Genomic DNA, 18,506 nt, shown 5'->3' on the forward strand with positions numbered 1-18,506 from the left:
GACAATAAGCTCCTGCATTATCTAATAAGCAACATCCATGCAGCGTCACATAAAAAGGTGATAACGCAGTAAAAATCACCAACAAACGCTGTTAGAAAGATCAACAGCCCCTAGCCACACTGCAATATATTTGCGGCAATTTTTGCCAAAAATAATGTATGCTTGCGACAATAAAAACAAAAAAAGGCTTATTATGCAGAACAATAACATCCCGACACTTCCTCAACACGACTCAACACCCGAAAAACAACAACGTGAGTTTCAACTCGCTTTAGCCAAAACTAAATACAATTATATGACTTCTTATTTAGAAGGTGTTCCTCTTTCTGCCGACGTACCACAAGGAGAAGAGTTTTCATTACGATATAAAGAAGGTGTTATCTCAGTATTTATTCAACTTGCTGAAAACTTTAAAAACAACGTTATAAGGTTATTAGAAAAAGAGCTTTGTGATGATATTGATAGTGACATTTTCAAAGATATTAGCGAGAGTTACCAAACCTTAGAAAGTAAATTAAGTGCGCTTCACCCTAAAAAAGACATTAAGTACATTAAAGACTTTATTCATAGCTTGAGTCAGCTGCCGACAGCTATTGAAGATGCCCTCAATATTCCTAAAGATATTATTAAAATGTTAAAAGGAATTGATCAAGTTATTGAGGAGGTAAAAAAGGAAGGGCCTACGGCTCTACTTAAATCGACACTATATGACTTATTAAATAACGATGGCAAACGTGATTACCTGCAAGCCAATTCGTTAGAAGACTACCAAGCACTCTATGCCTCGTTAGATACCCCTCCTCTAACAGTGTCAATAAAAAGTAAACCATGGATGGAAAAAGAAAAAGCCCTTTATGATCAAGACTGGTACTTTGGTTATTTGCAAACTGCTGGCTTTAATACCACTAACTTAATTGCCGTAAGCGCTAGCGATACAAGTGATATGACTATTTCATTGAGTCAATTACTGCAAAAAATGCCAGTTACTGATCACATATTACAGTCTGTGTTAGCAGACAATAATGTTAGTTTACAAACGGCAGTAGCCCAGAATCGGCTTTACGTTTGTGATTACACAATGTTAGAGGGTAAACAAAGTAATGAGTTACACGGAAAACAGCGTTACGTAGCCGCACCTATCGCCTTATTTTACTCAACGGATAAAACTGCTAACGGTTTTCCTGATACAGGTAGTTACCTGCGCCCAATTGCCATTCAATTAGCACAACAATATAACCCAGACACGGCTCCTATATTTACCCCAAATAACTGCTCAGGCGCAAATGATGGTAATGGACTAAAATGGCAAGTAGCTAAAGCTATTGTGAATATTTGCAGTGCAATACAACATGAAAATGTTGCACATTTAGGGGCTTGCCACCTTATTATGGATACAATAATTATTGCCGCACATAGGCAGCTTTCAGAAAAACACCCTATTTTAAAGCTTTTAATTCCGCATTTTCGCTTTACATTAAACATTAACAATGATGCCCTACACAGTTTAGTTATTCCGGGTGGTGTTACCGCCTGTGACGTAGGGTTAACGACAGGCTCCTCTTTTGAAATGATTGCAGAGGCTAGAAGTGCTTGGCGTTGGGATGAGCAGAGCCCTGAACAGTTATTTAAAGCACGCGGTGTTAATACTGAGTCATTACCAGTTTTTGAGTTTCGCGATGACACCATATTGTTATGGCAAGCCATTAAGACATTCGTTAGAAATTATTTATCTATTTATTATAATAATGACAATGATGCCGTCGCTAATGATGAAGAATTACAAGGCTTTATCTTTGAATTAACCTCAACAAAATATGCTGATTTTAAAGGCTTAGATGGGTTAGTATCAACAGGAAATAGCGAACGCCCCTATAAAATAGATAGTTTTGACTACCTTGTAGAGCTTATCGCACATATTATCTATATTGCTGGACCTCAGCATGCCGCAGTAAATTATGCTCAGTATCCTTTAATGTCTTTTGCTCCTAGCGTAACGGGTTGTCTTTATCATGAACCTCCAGGAACCAACACGGTTATCAATACCATTGAAGATACTTTAACTTGGTGCCCTCCATTAGATATTGCTTTATATACACTATCTTTTGAGTACTTACTTAGCGGTGTACAATACGATGTTTTTGGCAAATATAGTCAAGACCCACGTATTGCCTACTTTAACGATCCTCAGGTGGAAGAAGTGCTGATTGACTTCCAGTGCCAATTAGCACAAATAGAAGTAGAAATACATCAGCGTAATAAGTTAAGAGCGATACCTTATACTTTCCAATTGCCGTCGATGATTCCAAACAGCACAAGTATTTAAGTAAATAAAAACGGTACTTAGCGCTCTACGCTTAAGTACCGTAAACAACTAACCTATTCTCGTTTTTATACGTTATGAAGGTGAAGCAAAGTAGTATGAGTTTCGCCCACTTTGTTTTGCTTTATATAACGCGACATCGGCAGACTTCACTAGCATAGCAGGCTCTAATCCCGGTAAGCTGGTCATAGTAGATATCCCCATACTAATCGTTATATAGGGTGCCGTTGTTGAAAAGGCATGAAGAATATTCAAACTGCGTATCTTATCTTGGCAACGCCGTGCAATGTTTTCAATTGACTCATGATCTGTGTTTGTCATTAAAATAACAAATTCTTCACCACCATAACGTGCAACTAAATCATTTTTACGTGTAACGACTTCACTTAAAGCTTGTGCAACTAATTTAATGCACTTGTCCCCCTCTGGATGACCATAATTATCGTTATAGGCTTTGAAGTAATCAATATCAATCATAATTAGTGACAGTGATCCACCTTCGCGAGAGCTTCTCGACCATTCTTGCTCTAACCTAAGATCAAACTCACGACGGTTAAAAATTCCCGTAAGTCCGTCTTTAATCGCTAGCAATTGTAGCTCTTCTGTACGTTGTGCTACTTTATCTTCGAGTATTTCATAATGACGAGCATTAATTAATGATACTGCAGCTTGTGCAGCAATAAGTTCTACCGTATCTTTATGTTTAGCGGTAAACGCTTGTTCCGTGACATTGTTTTCTAAATAAACAATGGCAACAAGTCTTCCTTGACCTGTAATAGGTAAACACATCAAGGATTTAGGTTGATTCAACTGTAAATAGCGATTACTGGAAAAGCGAGAGTCCTCTTTAGGGTTGTCCAGTATTAATGTCTCCAATGTTTTTTGCGTATAACGTATTAAAGTATCAGGTAATAATGGGTTACCTTGGGCTTCAAGCTCATCAAGGTTCATATTATAAAACTGGCTATGAATAGCAGCAGCGTGATCACTAATACGGCCAACAATCTCTACCGTTAGTTGCCCATCTCCATAAACAATAATCGCCCCTTGCTGTGCTCCGGCATTTTCCATTAACACTGTCATCATTTTTTCTAGTAATGAATTAACATGGATTTCTTCTGATAAAAGTTGGTTAGCTTTCAAAAGCGAATGCAAGTCTAACGAATTCATTTGCTCTACCGCTTTACTTGCGTTTGTTGATATTGCACTTCCCTGTGGTATGTTCACAATATTAGCTGAGTCAAAGCTTTGCTCTGGCCAACGCTCATTAATTTGCTGACACTTGGCAAGCGCTCCCCAGCGAGAATACAAATAAAAAGCATCTTTCATACAGCTAAGTGCAAGCCGTTTTTGGCCTAACGAAAATAAATATTTAGCGTAGCATTCACTGGCTAACGCTTCATTATTAATAAAGCCAGCTTCGTTAGCTGCATTAATGGCTTGCGCATAAGAGTCCATTGCAGTAACGGCTAAGCCCTCAACACGAGCTACCTCTGCGCTAAGCAATAAATGTTTATGTAAATAATTTTTAGGACTATCAACTGACCATACTTTAAAGCGCTCGGTAATTTCTTTGGCCTTATCTAACAACACTTCAGCATCATCATGATTGAGTAAAATCAATGCTTGATAAAATAATCCTTCAACCATACTAGGGCTATCAGGAAGAAACATCCCGACAATATCAATATTCTCCAGTGCCTTATTCTGTAACGGTTTATCGTCAATAATAAAGGCATGACGAATAATTGCGCCGGTATAAAAGGCTAAATCCATTGAGGGTGTATTAGCTTTATCACCAAAAAACTGGGTAACATTAAAGTCATCACTATCAAAAGAGTTTATTGAATGTGTTTTACCTTGCAGCGCCAATAACGCTTGATATGTCCCCACTAGTACATAATTCTCAGTCGCTGGCTGCTGCTTTTTACGTAAAAAGGCCAAGCCTTGTTCAATGTCTTCTTGTAATTCATTCAGAGGAACACCCGCAATAAATTTATTACAGGACTTAAAAAGCACGCTATATCCAGAATAAACAAAGTTTATACCCTCTTGCCCCCAAGAAATAACTTGCTCTAAAAATGGATAAGAATTTTCAATAGCTTCACACCAATGCAAATAACTTGATGAAAAATAACCATAGATCATAGATCTGTGATATTTGCTTTCCCACAAGTCTGAAACACTCTTTGCTAATTTACTCATCTGATAACAAGCGGGATACACTTCTCCCATCATTGACATAACTGTCGCATAAGATGCGTAACCAATGGAGCTTAACTGACATTGACCGTACTTAAGTGACAGTATGACCATTTGACAGGCATTTACAGCATAAGATCTTGTTCGACCCGATAAATATGTCGCCATCGTCATCGCATTGTGCAATTCCATTCGTAACAAGTGCTGTTTGTTAGTCATTTTTTCTGCAGTGAGTATGTCTTGCTCAGAGCATTGAGCTAGTAATTCTTGAGTAGCAATAAAGGTATCTTTCAATTGAGCTTGAGCTACGTCTTCATTTTCTGGAAAGTCTATCTTGAGTATTGCTAAACCGCCGACGAGTAAAGAAATAGCGTCTTGAAACTCCCCCATAGACTGGCACTGCTCGGTTCTTAATAAAATTAATGCTATTTTTTCTTCTTGTGTAGAAACATGAACAATAGTTTGCTCGTATAAAGTTTTAGCTGCCGCTACATTACCAGCCAAGAACTCAACATCAATTAATGCTTTATATATTGAAAAGATTTGCTCAGCTTCATATTGCCAACTATTAACAGGTAATAACTCAGTAGCTTTACGTAAGTAGGCAACAGCACTTGCATAGGTGGCGGCTCCCTTACTTTTTAAACCCGCTCTATAGTTAAGGGTAGCTAACTGTCTTAACTCATCAACATCATCAATCAGCGCAACACTACCATTGAGCAAGTTAAGTAAAGTAAAAAGGTTAGTTTCAATTTCATCTTCGGTTGAGTCTGCTAACCAGTGACGACCAATATGCAATAAAAGCTCATCACGACCAGCTTCTGGCGTCAGCAAATAAGCAGCTTGCTGCACTCGGTCATGCAAGAATCGGTATTGCGATTTAATTAAGCTACTCTCGTCATCAATATGCTGATAATGCTCATCAAGCGGAATAATAAAGCCAGCTTCAAGTAGTGGCCATAATATTTTTGCTGTGTTATTAGTGTTATATTGGCACGCAGACAAGAGCTGTTTAAAACTAAACCTATGCCCTAAGTGGGCAGCAATAGAGGCAAGTAATTGTGATTTATTATCAAGCTGTTGTAAGCGCATAATCATTAACTCAACAACGTTATCTGTCATATCTCGTTGTTGAATTTGCTCAATATCCCACCACCATTTACCATGCTGATGCTGGTAACTAATGTCTCCTTCCTGATAAAGCGCTAATAAGAATTGATTGAGAAAAAATGGGTTACCTTGGGTTTTATCTAAGCATATTCTAGCTAATGTTTTAGCGTCACTCAGTGAGCAATGTAAGGTATCGGTTAATAACTGCTGTATATGCTGTAGTTTAAGTGGTGTTAAACTCACTTGTATTAACGCATCATTTTTGCTCATGTTACTTAATGCACCCATTAATGGGTGAGATTCATCAACCTCATTATCGCGATAGGCACCGACAACATAAAGACCAGTAGGATTAGAGTCAGTAACTTCTTGCTGCAACAACTTGAGCGTTGGCATATCTACCCATTGCAAGTCATCTAAAAAGATAACCAAGGGTTGTTCACTTGAGTATAGTGCGCCAACAAAGTCAGTAAACACCATATTCAATCGTAATTCAGCTTCAGCAGGCGGTAATTGGATTAAAGGAGGAGCGCTACCAATAATAAGCTCTAAAGACGGTAGTAACTCGGTAATGATAGCAGCATTATCACCTAACACTAATTGCAGCTTGTTACGCCAGTTAAATTGACTCTCTTTACTTTCGCTTAATATTTTTTGCAAAAATTGCTGCAATGCATCAATCAGAACAAAGAATGGCTGACCGCTATTGTATTGATCGCATTTGCCGGAAATAAAAACGCCTTCATTGGCAATAATGCTTTTTTGTAACTCATGTACCAATGCCGACTTACCAATACCTGAGTAACCACTTACCATAGCTAACTCTGCACGTTTAATACATGAGCGCTGGTACCCCTCTAAGATAATAGATAATTCTTTATCTCGACCATATAACTTAGGTGAAATGTGAAAGTGTAATGAAATGTCTGATTGAGCCAAGATGAACGACTCTATCATGTCATTCTTTTGCCATTGTTGATAACACTGGTGTAAATCAACCTGTAACCCACGAGCACTCTGATAACGATTTTCAGGTGACTTTGCCATTAATTTAGCAACTATTGCCGACAGTACCTCTGGAATAGTTTGATCAACCTCACTTAATGGCTCAGCTATACGAGCAATATGGCAATGTAATAAAGTCATAACATTATCTGACTTAAAAGGAACTTTGCCGCTAAACAAGTGATAAAGGGTAATTCCTAGTGAGTAAAAATCGCTTCGGTAATCAACCTTTAAATTAGTACGCCCCGTTTGCTCTGGAGAAAGATAATCAAAATCCCCGTGTACATTATTATGATTTAGTGGTACTTGCTTGTAACTGAGGCGTATTGCTTTAGAGAAATCGAACAACTTAATTTTAAAGCTATCAATATCAACTAAAATATTTGCTGGAGTAATATCTCTATGAATCAATTTATGTCGATGAATATCACCAAGCGCAGAAGCCAGCTGACAAGCAATATGCAAACGCTGGGTAAAGGTTAGCTGATTTTTTTCTATCAGGCTGGCAAGGGTTTCAGATGAAAAGTCTTCGAGTAGTAAAGCATTACTATTTTTGTGTTTTAACAACCCGTAGGCTTTAACCACCCAATCAGAGCTTATCGACTGTAAAATGTTATATTCATTCTTCCAACAAGCGTCTAACGCAATAGAGGGGTAATCAGTATTTTGGTACTTAAGAATTGCGGTATTGCTACTCAAGCTTTCATCATCATTGATCACTTGTGCTACAACTATATTTTCATCAGAAGATATAATCTTCTTGATAGTAGAATTCGATAAATTCATTGAGTATCTTACCTGCGTATTACAACCCCTCTAAAATAGTTTTATATGCTACTTAACAAAGTTTAGAAGCTCACAATGCTAGCGCAGTATGTACTATTATTAATTTAGAGACTTAACATCAATTAAAAAGATAGCCCATTATTGAGAGTTTCATCACCTTTAAAGTCAATTAATTTGAATTTTATGAGATAAGTACTTCAATAAAGAGCATAGCTTAAGAGTATAGAGCAGTTACTTTTTAAAAATAAGTATTCATTAGAATATTATGAAAATAGATAGTAGGGCTAGTTATCAATTTCGTAAGGTATTGGTGACTAGCCTTAATATGTCTTGAGTGAAGAATAGAAAATAGGAAGTTTTATGGGCTTGACGCTAACACGTTAAGCCCATTAAGGACTAGAAATAATAACAAAACTACTGAGCTGCAACATGAAGTAACTCAAGTACGTTACTTTAAGCCACCAGACTTTTGCGCCTGGCGAGCATCTGCTAGTTCAGCTTGCTTTCTGACTTGATCTTTTTTCTCAACTAGCGCTCTACCACCTGCAATATAGCCTCGTTCAAATTCTTTTCTCAATTCAAATGGGCATATTTGATTATCAGGCAAGCCCGACTCAGCTCTATCAAAACCTTTTTCGTATGTGCAATACTCAACAATACCTTTGGTGTAACCATCAAGGTAATTAGACTTCGCAGTTTCTGTTAAGGCTGACTGACACTGCTCTTCATAACGGTTAAATGTTCGTACAGATTTACCTGATAAAGCGACTTCATAACCAACAGTATTCCAGTCATTAGTACAATCTATTGTTGTTTGTGTAGTTTCAGTTGTTGACTGACATGCGCTTAAAGAAAGGGCAGCGATAATAGCCACAATTGTTTTTTTCATTTTTATTTCCCTAATATTTTATTAATTTATATTGGTGACCTTTAATACTTAGCCTAAATCGTAAGTCTAACTCGTTGTTTTACTCTCTGTACGAATAATGCTTTTAATGATTTGCATTTGTTCTGGTAAATAATGAAGATCTGGAAAACGACCATAAGCTTTTTGCAATACTGACAATGCAGCCTGATGCTCTTGTTTGTCTAAATACAACTGGGCCTTACCTAGTAATGCTTGTTTCGCTTTGGCAGGTAATACTTCTGCTCGATTAAATAATAATTCTGCAATAATAAAGTCTTCTCGCTCTACAGAAAAGAATGCAAAATTAATTAAGGCATCACCATTAGTAGGGTTTTTCTCAAGCGCTGTTTGGTAATAATTTTTAGCCTTTTGATATTGTTTGTTTTGGTTCGCAATTGTCGCCTTATGATTAAAATAGATACTTTGCTCATTAACACTCATTTTATTCACTTTATCAGCCAAATTAACAAGTAGTTTATCGGCTTGTTGCCACATTCTCGCCTGCTTCAACCAAATAAGGTATTCATTTAACATCACCATATCTAATGCAGACTTATCTAAATGCTGACTTATTAGTACTAAAGCGCGATCATAGCTGTGCATTTGTAAATGCAGTTGAGCCGCTGTTTTAAGGTTATTACCTGTATCATCACCAAGTAAAATAGCCATTTCAATACTCGCAAGCGCTTGCTTCATATTATTAGAGTCTATCGCTAAAACAGCCTGATTCAGCCAAAGCTCTTTATCTGCGGGATTTTTTTCAATTAACTGCGCCAGTAAGGCTTGTGCTGACTCATACATTTTTGCTTCAGACAACGCAATTAATAATCCTTGCTGCCATTGTACTTCTTCTGGCTGTAATGCCATCGCTTGTTGGTACGAGGTAATTGCACTAAACGCACCATAGAGTTTTAAGTTTAAATAAGCTAACTGACCATGCACCATGGCATCATTTGAACCAAAAGCAATCGCTTCAGAAAAATGATGGCGTGCTAATTTATATTGCTCTTGAATAAGATAAAGTTGCCCTAAATCACGATGAACACGCACTAGCTGTGGTTTACGTGATAATACCGCTAAAAAAGTTTTTTCTGCTTTAGTAAATTGCTTTAACGAAAAATAAATTTGGGCTTTTAAGGTTAACATTGCAGGACTTAACTCAAGGTCATAATAACCTTCAAGCTCTTTAAGTACCTCTGCCTCTTGTCCATTATCTAATAAAGTTTTTAAACGCTCTGCTGTTTCATATTCTTCAGGAGCGATTGTCGCTTCTCGCTCGCTATAAGGACCACTAAAGGCGGGTAAAACAAAGGTAGGTTTAGCTAAGGTTATTTTTAAATCGGTTATATTACTACTTGCTATAGTGTTCGTTGTAAAAACGATGCTAAGCAATGAGATAGATATAAATAGTTTGTGTGTTACTTTCAACATATTAACTACCTAGAATAATTAAAGTTAATGGTATAAAGATACAATGCTTGCACTGGTTTGCCATTTTTTTTCGGGATAGAAAAACGAACATGCTCTATCCAAGTTCTTATCGTTTCAACCATTTCAGGGTAAACGGGATCAACAATTTTCTTAATGTGAGCAATGCCTTTTTGATCAATCACAATTTCTACAACTGTTGGTATGCGGGTGATACCACGTTTAATAATTGACCATGGGGGCTGTATATAGCGCGATGAAATAATTTTTGGTAACTCATCTAAACTCTTTACTTCAATCAAACCAAAATCAACAGAAATTGTTTTAGTTAAATCTAAAGAGCTAACATCAAATTTTGGCAGCTCAACTTTAGCGACTTTTAGCGTGGCTATTTTCGGTTTTTTAGCGTAATCAATCGTTGGCCCGGCTCCCATACTTGTTAGGTCGATACTTGGGGTGCTGGATTCCGTTTTTGTTTGCTCCATTTCGACAGGCGGTGGAGGAGGCGGTAAAGGTAAAGCAACTTCAATTTGCCTTACTGTGACTGTTTCTTCTTGCTCAAAGTCATTACCTTGCATATAAACCATCATCATCACTAAAGCAGCAACTAACAGTACACTAAACAACCACGGTAAAGTTTTTAGCAATAGTTTGCTGATCTTTTCGCTTTTACCTGCTGCGTTATTAGCCTTCATCGTTCTACTCATTTACCGTAGCAATACTGACATTTTTAATGCCCGCAAGTTTTGCTTGATCAATAACCTGCACTAATAAATCAGTTGGAACCGTTTTATCTGCCTGAATAACTAAAGGCTTTACTTTCGTTCTAATCGCTTGGGTAATTGTAGAGCGAACTCCTTTAACACCAATATTGTTACTTGCATAAACCACTTCACCATTGGCGCTAATTGCAATCATTAAAACTGATTTTTGCAATTGTTTAGTAGAAACTGCCGTTGGTTTATCAACATCAATCCCCGTTTCTTTAACAAATACAGTAGTGACAATAAAAAAGATTAACAAAATAAACACAACATCTAGCAATGGCGCTAAATCTAATTCTTGTCCTTTAGCTTCTTCCATTTTGTTTTCAATAAATGATTTCATTAATTCAACGCCGCCCATCGGTTCATTTTTGCGTGTAAGTAAGACAACATCAACAACCCCGGTATTACCATAATTAACCCAAGTTGCGTGGTGAACATTGCTTCAGCTATGCCGCCACTGATGACCTCTTGAATATTAAAACCGTTTTCTTGTGACATTCTAAAAAAAGTAGCTAACAGCCCCATTATCGTGCCTAGCAACCCTAGCAAAGGTAAAGAAGCCAGCGTGGTTTTGATACAGGTAACCCAATACAGCGTTCGTCCATACCAAATATCGTTGACCTTACTAATGAAGCACAACTCAATTAATAAACCGTAGCAAAATATTGCTACAGCCAAAATAGCCCAAATAACCGCACTATCTAATAAGAATAAATAATCAGCAAGCATTTATCCTATTCCCTGTTAATAACCTATTATGCAAAATCAATTTTACTCAATTTAATGGCATTTGTTTCTAATTTGGCGGTATAGCTTTTGGTTCTTCGACTTAATAGCGCACTAATAATGAGTGATGGAATAGCAACGATAAGCCCTAACTCCGTAGTTATTAATGCTTCAGATATACCACCAGAAACGGTAGAGGCATCGCCCGTACCAAAAATAGTCATCATCATAAATGTACTGATCATTCCTGATACTGTACCAAGTAAACCTAATAACGGTGCAATAGCAGCGCTAGTTGCAATAGCACCAATAAAGCGCTCTACTTTATGTTTATATTCCATTAGATATGCCACAAGTAAATCATCTCGCTCTTGCGAAATAGGTGTTTTATAAGCAATATCGAATAATTTTTGTTGAGCACCTTTGCTTGATAGTACCAAGGCAGATAAATTTTCTTGTAAGCGCGCATGGGAGATATCATCACTGGCATCATATTCATTGATCAGTGATTTGATTTTATCAATTAAAGACATGTCAATTTTAGGTAGCCCTATCAATTGAACGCCTTTAATAATTGAGACTATGAATGATAATAAACCAAAGAATAAAATAGGTAGCGCCCAAACACCGCCTTTTTCTATATGTCCTAGTACTCCCTCTTCTTTTTCAAGTAACTTATAAGCATTACCTAAGGTAGGGTCAAAGGTTAATAAACCCGCACCAGAAGATTGAATAGAGCCAAGCTCTGCAATAGCTTGCTCACTAAATATATTCGCTACGACTCGAGGTTCGCTCGCAATATCTCGTGAAATTGGGCCACCGGTTAATGCCTTGGTATCATAAGCAACCTCAACAGGACCAAGCGTTAAGCTCATCACTTTTTCAACAGCCCCTGCCGCACTAATAACCTGTTGCTCTTGCCACGTTGGTGTAAGCTTAGCACTTAACTGTTCTGACATTACCGCGAGGGCCTTGATATCAACAACTGGTTCGCCATTTTTTTGATTTAGTTTATCAAGCGCTAAATTAGAACTTTCAGCAAAACTGGTCAGTAATTGCTTTTGATAATTACTTTGAGTTGACCACTGATTAACTCGCTTTTCTAATTGTGCCACACTCATTAATTGTTCATCTGCGATACGCTGTAAAACAGCCGCTTTCTCACGTAGAGCTTTAACATCATTTTGACGGTGAGCTATTTTTTCTGCCAGCGATGTCGCTTTTTTATTTATACTTTGTTGAGTTGTCTCTAGTGTTTTCTTCGCGACTGTAATACGCTCAACTAGCTCTTTCGAAAGGTTGTCATCTGCTTGGCTTGAGTAACTAAAAAGTAGGCTCGACACTGTGATAACACGAATAAGCTTACTGCGGTTTATTTTATTAAACATTAGCTTACATCCTTTTCTTTTAACACTTTTACTGGCAATTTAATAAACTCTGCGGAGGTAGGGTTTTCTAAAATATATTTAAACTCTAATAAATCTTGGGCATTTAATATTCTGCCAAGCTCTGTTGACGCGTCTTGATTATGCCACCACTGCCATTGCACTTGGCTAGCGCGACCATAACCGTAATGCTGACCGTCGTCGCTAACATACCAACCTTGCGATAGCCCCAAATATATTTGAGTAACCAATAAATTTTGTACTTCCCCATTAGCAAGCGGCACTTCCATTGATGTGCGGTTTAAAGCGACTTGCTCATCAAACTCATTCGCTAATTTATATAAAGTTAGAATGCGCTCAAGCTTTTCACTGTCGGTTGCGCCAGATTGTGTTAATAGCAGTAGCTTTTCTTGCCACTTTTTTTGTAACGGAGGAGGTAAACGTTCGATAAATGAACGGCTAAATAATGTCGCTTGTTGAATGCTTTCTTTAACTTCTCGTTGCTCTTGTTCTAATAAACTTTGCTGTTCGCTTAGTTCAAAACGACGATTATCAACATCACTTTTTTCGGTGTCGGTTTTTTTTAATAAACTTTCAAGCGTCGACTTTTCTGAGCCTAACAAGCTATAGGTTTGTTTTAGCTGTTGCTCTCGAGTATTCCAGTCAAGTTGCAACTTTCCTTTTTGACTTTCAATGGTTAGCCATTGTTCCATTAGCTTATTTAGACTTTGAGGCTCAGCAGACATCACCGTAAAAGAGAGCAGCCCAATAGATAAAGCGCAACCTAAGATCTTCATTTTATATCCTGTAATTCAGTAAGCTTATTTAAATTCTCTATGCTCTAATAAAAAGTGTATTGAATAACAAAAAAGGAGACTGACAGCGCTGTCATCCTTAAGTGATAATAGAGTTAATATAGAGCTATTTCTTAATCTGGAGGTTATATTGCAAACATTGCTTAGAGGTAAACAATAAGATTAATTTATCTTATTTATTATAACGATACATACAGCCACAAATTAAACAGAGTAAAAAACAAACATAACATTAACATATAAATTTGGATTTAATAGACAAAAAACAAACAAAAAATCAAAAAAATTTAATTAAAACTTGAAAGTGTAATGATGACTATTTATGAGAAAGCCTTAAAATCGGCCTTATCTTTGTACATATATCTGAATATCGTTGTTGTTCACATAAAGCAAAACCTGATAGCTTTTTAACTTGGGTTCTAGCAAACAATGGCTCGCTTATCCCTGCAATAAATCGACAATAGCTTGATAATTCAAGTGGTTTATCAGTTTTACCCGCTAAACAAAGAGTAAACTCTTTAATGCTGGCTATTAACGTATCATCACTTGGCCATGGTTTTTTATCTTGTGAATAGTACAATTTTGCGATCTGCCCTCGACAAACACTACAGTGTCCACAGCCTTTACTATTAACTTGGTTATTATCAAAAATATTATCATCAAAATAACGTGACAAATTAATACTTAAGCAAGTATCTAATTCAAAGAAGCGAATTAACGCCGCAATACGCTTTATTTCTTTCTCTTCTTTATCTTTGAAATAGTCACTTAGCTGTTGAGTCAACGAAGGCTTTGTTAGTGCATGTAAATCAACATTAAAAACTTCAGTCATACCTTTGGTTTCAAGAATAATAAGTTGTTGTTCTTGCAAGTACTCTAATGCGGAAATAACACGGTTACGTTCAATTGACTTATCTTGCAGTAGGTTATCAAAGTTAAGGCTTCCCCATACTTTTTTGAAATCAATTGCTTGAAATATTTTTATTAAAAATGCTTGGCGTTGTTGATTAAATAAATCCAGAATTGCTTGCTGTGGTTGGAGTAATTTAATTTTAAAGTCAGCAAAGTAAGCATAAAGAGGCTCTATTACGCCGCATAACTCTAGCTGTACTAATAATGTTTTTAGTGGTAACTGTTTAATATTGCTACTATTAGAAAGTGGTAACAACTGTAACTCCCACTTGCCTGTATCCGAGCTACTACTGGTTTCAGCTTTAATACTATTTATTACGGTTTCAATGCTACTTAGCTCTGGCGTATCACCATAGACAAAATTTTCCACCGTGTTTAAACCATCTAAATTAGCTAAGGTTATACAGTGGGATAAGTGACCATCACGTCCTGCCCTTCCTATTTCTTGGCTATAGTTTTCTATAGATTTAGGTAAGTCGTAATGAATAACAAAGCGAATATCGCTTTTATCAATTCCCATACCAAAAGCAATGGTTGCGACAATAACTTGAATATTACCTGACATGAAATCTTGCTGTATTTGTGCGCGGGTATCACTATCAAAACCTGCGTGATAAGCACAAGCATTAACACCTTGCTGCTGTAAATATTGAGCAACAACTTCAGCACTGTGTTGTAAGGTAACATACACTATACCCGCACCTTGCTGACTTTTGACTAACTGTTCAAGTTTATTATTTTTTTGAGCTGACGACACCGACACAACACTAAGATCAAGGTTAGCTCGGTAAAAGCCGGTTTGCACTATATGCTCTGGTTGTATGGCAAACTTATTAGCCATATCCAATTTTACTTTTTTAGTTGCCGTTGCGGTTAGTAACAACACCAAAGGAATGTTAAGTGCTTTACAGTAACTAGGTAACTTCAAATAATCCGGTCTGAAATTATGCCCCCACTCTGAAATACAATGAGCTTCATCAACCACCAACATCGACACGGGAACCGATTCAATAAACTGTCTAAAACGTTCATTTTTGAAACGCTCTACAGAAACCATTAATACTTTTATGCTACCGTCACGTACACTTGTCATAACCTCTTGGGCTTCACGGCCCTTTAAGGTTGAGTCAATACTCGCGGCTTTAATACCTTTCTTTTCCAAAAAGGCCAATTGATCTTTAATAAGCGCTAATAACGGTGAAACCACTAAGGTTAAATGAGGTAATTGCAAAGCAGTTAATTGATAACATAAACTTTTACCTGATCCGGTAGGGAAAATAGCCAGTGACGATTGCCTGTTTAATAATTGCGTTATAGTTTGCTCTTGACCCGGGCGAAAGTGGCTAAAACCAAAATATTGTTGCAATAACGAGGTTAACGGTATCGCTGAATTATTTTGGCTTACTTGGTTTGTTTGATGTTCTTGCGGGTTGTGTTGAGAAGAAGAAGAGTCAGTCATGGTAATATGCACAGAAATGCTATCAGCTAATTAAGTGAGCATTATCATACCCTGCTTACGTTAAAAATTCTCAGCTCTGTTCATCTGATAACTTTCGCTAGCCTTATCCTTAAAAAAGCCATAAAAAAACCTTGTAAAAAATCACAAGGCTTCAACTTTTTTATCTAGCATATTCGTTAATTTTATTAATTATTATGCTTGAATAGCTATCTACTTATTTGTACTTATTTGCTAAAACGGCGTCCAGCAAAGCCTAATAAACCTAATGCTAAAATAGCTAAAGTAGTTGGCTCAGAAACTGGAGTAGGAGTAGTATTGTGACCAATACCACCCACGTTAGCTAAATTTTCACCTGAGATATCAAAAGCATAACTTGATGTTCTTAAGTTATCGTCAACATCAAGAAAGTTAACTACGCCTGAATTTGACCAAGTACCTGTAACCAAATCACCAGATTGGTAATCACTATCGTACTGAGTTAAAACAGCAAAGTAAGTGCCTATATCAAGTGTTATTGAAATAAAAGCATCCCAAGAGTTACCACCAAAAGCTGATACTGTTGATGAGCTATCATCATCAGAAGCAAGTAAACTACTAGCACTGTTGAAGACGAACAACTGAGAGTCAAAGCCACCGTCTGCAATAGTAGTACCATCAGCATTTACTCCACCAGCGTAACCTAAGCTGGTTAGGTCAACAGTAGAGTTGTCAGCCGTAACATCAAATTGGATATAGTAACGGCTTTCATCGTTATCAAAATTACCGGTAAAAGAGTGCGCACTCATCAAGGTTGCGTTTGCTTGTGTCGCCATAAAGAACATTAGGGCAACTAATAATATTTTTTTCATTGTATTAAATCCATTAATAAGTTGTGTCTAAACCGTTGAATTACGGTAAAAAATAAAGAGCAAAAAACAAGCCAACTAGAATAAATCAATAAAAAACAAAGAGTTAAGCGACACCGTGTGCGATAAAATAAATATATGTAAAAATAATAGACACTTACAGAAGTTTTGAGGTTCTCTTATGTACCACAAAAAGTATGATAATTAATATCTCCATCAGCAGGAGCATCCTGATAGTTTACTGTTTCGACTAAATTCACATAAGGCTGACGTAATACGGCTAAAAACTGCTGTAACGCTGTCAAGTTGCCACTTTCTTGCGTTGTTTTTAATACCCGCTCAACATGATGGTTTCTAGGAATAACTAGAGGGTTACTTTTTCCCATCAAGACTTTGGCACCAGCAATATCATCGCCAATACGTGCGTACCAGCGAGCAGTCCAGCTAAGCCAATCATCGGTGTCGACACTTTCTTCAGCGGTATCTTTTTTGCGGAGTAACTTATTAACATTTTGAGCAGTTAAATTATTATTTAAGGAGGTAAAAGTGCCCGTATAATCTCTTCCATCACGCTGCATCAGTTCAAGTAAGTCATTAATGAGCGTAACATCACTCTCTTGAGGTATGGCAATACCTATTTTTTTGGCCATCATGGCTAAATAGCCTACTTTAAACTGCTCAGAAAATTGCACTAATAATGGCTCTAAAAGTGCAATAGCTTCACTATGCTCATCATCACTGTCTGTAAGTTCAGCCCCTTCATCAACCAAGCACTTTTCAATAACAGGAATTAAACACTCAGCAAAGCGCGCCATATTCCATTGCATAATGCCAGCTTGTTTACCAAATGCATAACGGCCTCGCCTATCAATTGAGCTAAAAACTGTATCACCATGATAGTGATTCATCATAGCGCACGGGCCGTAATCTATTGTTTCTCCTGAAATGGCAGTATTATCAGTATTCATAACCCCATGAATGAAACCAACCCGTAACCAAGAAAGTACTAGTGTTAACTGTTTATTAAGTACCGCAGATAAAAAGTCAACCACCTGCTTTGCACTTAGCTCTAGTTCATGACTCTTATTATCCTGCGTAATATTTTGTGCTGGTTTTTCGGGTAAAATATCAGGAAAATGACGTTCAATGGCGTAACGAGTTAACTGAATGAGTGAAGCTGTATCTCTACGGGCAGAAAAATACTGAAAAGTGCCGACCCGAATATGGCTTGCAGCAACCCGAGTAACTACCGCACCTGGTAATGGTTGCTCTCGATAAACAGCTTCACCTGTTGCAACTACTGCCAAACAACGTGTTGTTGGTACGCCAAGCGCATGCATAGCTTCACTCATGATAAATTCACGCAATGCTGGGCCTAAAGCACAACGCCCATCACCTTGTCTTGAGAAAGCGCTCACACCAGAGCCTTTCAATTGAATATCCCACTGCTTACCCTTGGTATCAGTAATATCGCCTAATAAGTGTGCCCTACCGTCTCCTAATTGTGGGTTAAACTGTCCAAACTGATGTCCTGAGTAAACCTGTGCTACTGGCTGACTTCCCTCAACGAGTTCATTACCTGAAAAATACAATGCAAGCTGCTCACTCTCTTGCTGGGCGTCCACTTCAATAGCAAGTTGTTTTGCTAACGGCTCATTCCATAATAATAATTCAGGCTTTCGTACAGGGGTTGGTAAACTCTGCTGGGAAAAAGCACGACCTAGAGATAAATACGTATTGGAGAGTTTTAATGGCATGAAATACTCACTATAAAATGGATGTTTGGTAGGTAGAAATATTTACTAAGTTGTTCTTGCTTATTTCTTATTGTTTGTTGTT

12 protein-coding genes are annotated in these 18,506 nt (G+C 37.3%); 1 reads left to right on the forward strand and 11 read right to left on the reverse strand.

Going from position 1 to position 18,506, the window contains the following annotated elements; translation table 11 throughout:
* Nucleotides 1–193: 193 nt before the first annotated feature.
* A complete protein-coding gene (locus KO495_RS06800) occupies nt 194–2,323 on the forward strand; it encodes a lipoxygenase family protein (RefSeq protein WP_215979650.1) in 2,130 nt (709 codons plus the stop codon).
* Between the two features lie 72 nt (nt 2,324–2,395).
* On the opposite strand, the gene KO495_RS06805 is transcribed toward KO495_RS06800, so the two are convergent.
* From KO495_RS06805 to KO495_RS06855, 11 genes are all read right to left on the reverse strand, one after another.
* Nucleotides 2,396–7,423, reverse strand: coding sequence for a diguanylate cyclase (locus KO495_RS06805; RefSeq protein WP_215979651.1), 5,028 nt, complete (start codon nt 7,421–7,423; stop codon nt 2,396–2,398).
* A gap of 448 nt (nt 7,424–7,871) precedes the next feature.
* Nucleotides 7,872–8,312 carry a DUF2799 domain-containing protein gene (locus tag KO495_RS06810; RefSeq protein WP_215979652.1) on the reverse strand — a complete coding sequence of 147 codons (441 nt, stop codon included), beginning with the start codon at nt 8,310–8,312 and terminating at the stop codon, nt 7,872–7,874.
* A gap of 66 nt (nt 8,313–8,378) precedes the next feature.
* Nucleotides 8,379–9,761, reverse strand: coding sequence for a tetratricopeptide repeat protein (locus KO495_RS06815; RefSeq protein ID WP_215979653.1), 1,383 nt, complete (start codon nt 9,759–9,761; stop codon nt 8,379–8,381).
* A gap of 5 nt (nt 9,762–9,766) precedes the next feature.
* Complete coding sequence (locus KO495_RS06820; protein ID WP_215979654.1) at nt 9,767–10,453, reverse strand: hypothetical protein; 687 nt, start codon at nt 10,451–10,453, stop codon at nt 9,767–9,769.
* A gap of 4 nt (nt 10,454–10,457) precedes the next feature.
* Nucleotides 10,458–10,865: a biopolymer transporter ExbD gene (locus KO495_RS06825; protein WP_215979655.1), complete on the reverse strand. Its 408-nt coding sequence runs from the start codon at nt 10,863–10,865 to the stop codon at nt 10,458–10,460.
* Complete coding sequence (locus KO495_RS06830) at nt 10,865–11,254, reverse strand: MotA/TolQ/ExbB proton channel family protein (RefSeq protein ID WP_215979656.1); 390 nt, start codon at nt 11,252–11,254, stop codon at nt 10,865–10,867. The genes KO495_RS06825 and KO495_RS06830 overlap by 1 nt, the downstream gene beginning before the upstream one ends.
* Before the next feature lie 26 nt (nt 11,255–11,280).
* Nucleotides 11,281–12,639: a MotA/TolQ/ExbB proton channel family protein gene (locus tag KO495_RS06835; RefSeq protein WP_252738848.1), complete on the reverse strand. Its 1,359-nt coding sequence runs from the start codon at nt 12,637–12,639 to the stop codon at nt 11,281–11,283.
* Nucleotides 12,639–13,433, reverse strand: a complete 795-nt coding sequence (locus KO495_RS06840; RefSeq protein WP_215979657.1) for a DUF3450 family protein — start codon at nt 13,431–13,433, stop codon at nt 12,639–12,641. The genes KO495_RS06835 and KO495_RS06840 overlap by 1 nt, the downstream gene beginning before the upstream one ends.
* Nucleotides 13,434–13,767: 334 nt before the next feature.
* The gene (locus tag KO495_RS06845; protein WP_215979658.1) at nt 13,768–15,822 is read right to left on the reverse strand and encodes a RecQ family ATP-dependent DNA helicase; all 2,055 of its coding nucleotides are present in this window, start codon (nt 15,820–15,822) and stop codon (nt 13,768–13,770) included.
* Between the two features lie 224 nt (nt 15,823–16,046).
* Entirely contained in the window at nt 16,047–16,670 is a 624-nt protein-coding gene (locus KO495_RS06850; protein WP_215979659.1) for a DVUA0089 family protein, read from the reverse strand.
* 176 nt (nt 16,671–16,846) lie between these two features.
* Nucleotides 16,847–18,424, reverse strand: coding sequence for a protein adenylyltransferase SelO family protein (locus KO495_RS06855; protein WP_215979660.1), 1,578 nt, complete (start codon nt 18,422–18,424; stop codon nt 16,847–16,849).
* Nucleotides 18,425–18,506: the final 82 nt, after the last annotated feature.

The sequence above is a fragment of the Colwellia sp. D2M02 genome (assembly GCF_018860755.1).
Taxonomy (GTDB): Bacteria; Pseudomonadota; Gammaproteobacteria; order Enterobacterales; family Alteromonadaceae; genus Colwellia; species Colwellia asteriadis.

Coding starts and splice junctions, on each gene's coding strand:
- KO495_RS06810 (WP_215979652.1), bottom strand. CDS start 8,312: ATGAAAAAAACAATTGTGGCTATTATCGCTGCCCTTTCTTTAAGCGCA.
- KO495_RS06800 (WP_215979650.1), top strand. CDS start 194: ATGCAGAACAATAACATCCCGACACTTCCTCAACACGACTCAACACCC.
- KO495_RS06840 (WP_215979657.1), bottom strand. CDS start 13,433: ATGAAGATCTTAGGTTGCGCTTTATCTATTGGGCTGCTCTCTTTTACG.
- KO495_RS06845 (WP_215979658.1), bottom strand. CDS start 15,822: ATGACTGACTCTTCTTCTTCTCAACACAACCCGCAAGAACATCAAACA.
- KO495_RS06805 (WP_215979651.1), bottom strand. CDS start 7,423: ATGAATTTATCGAATTCTACTATCAAGAAGATTATATCTTCTGATGAA.
- KO495_RS06815 (WP_215979653.1), bottom strand. CDS start 9,761: ATGTTGAAAGTAACACACAAACTATTTATATCTATCTCATTGCTTAGC.
- KO495_RS06850 (WP_215979659.1), bottom strand. CDS start 16,670: ATGAAAAAAATATTATTAGTTGCCCTAATGTTCTTTATGGCGACACAA.
- KO495_RS06830 (WP_215979656.1), bottom strand. CDS start 11,254: ATGCTTGCTGATTATTTATTCTTATTAGATAGTGCGGTTATTTGGGCT.
- KO495_RS06820 (WP_215979654.1), bottom strand. CDS start 10,453: ATGAAGGCTAATAACGCAGCAGGTAAAAGCGAAAAGATCAGCAAACTA.
- KO495_RS06855 (WP_215979660.1), bottom strand. CDS start 18,424: ATGCCATTAAAACTCTCCAATACGTATTTATCTCTAGGTCGTGCTTTT.
- KO495_RS06825 (WP_215979655.1), bottom strand. CDS start 10,865: ATGAAATCATTTATTGAAAACAAAATGGAAGAAGCTAAAGGACAAGAA.
- KO495_RS06835 (WP_252738848.1), bottom strand. CDS start 12,639: ATGTTTAATAAAATAAACCGCAGTAAGCTTATTCGTGTTATCACAGTG.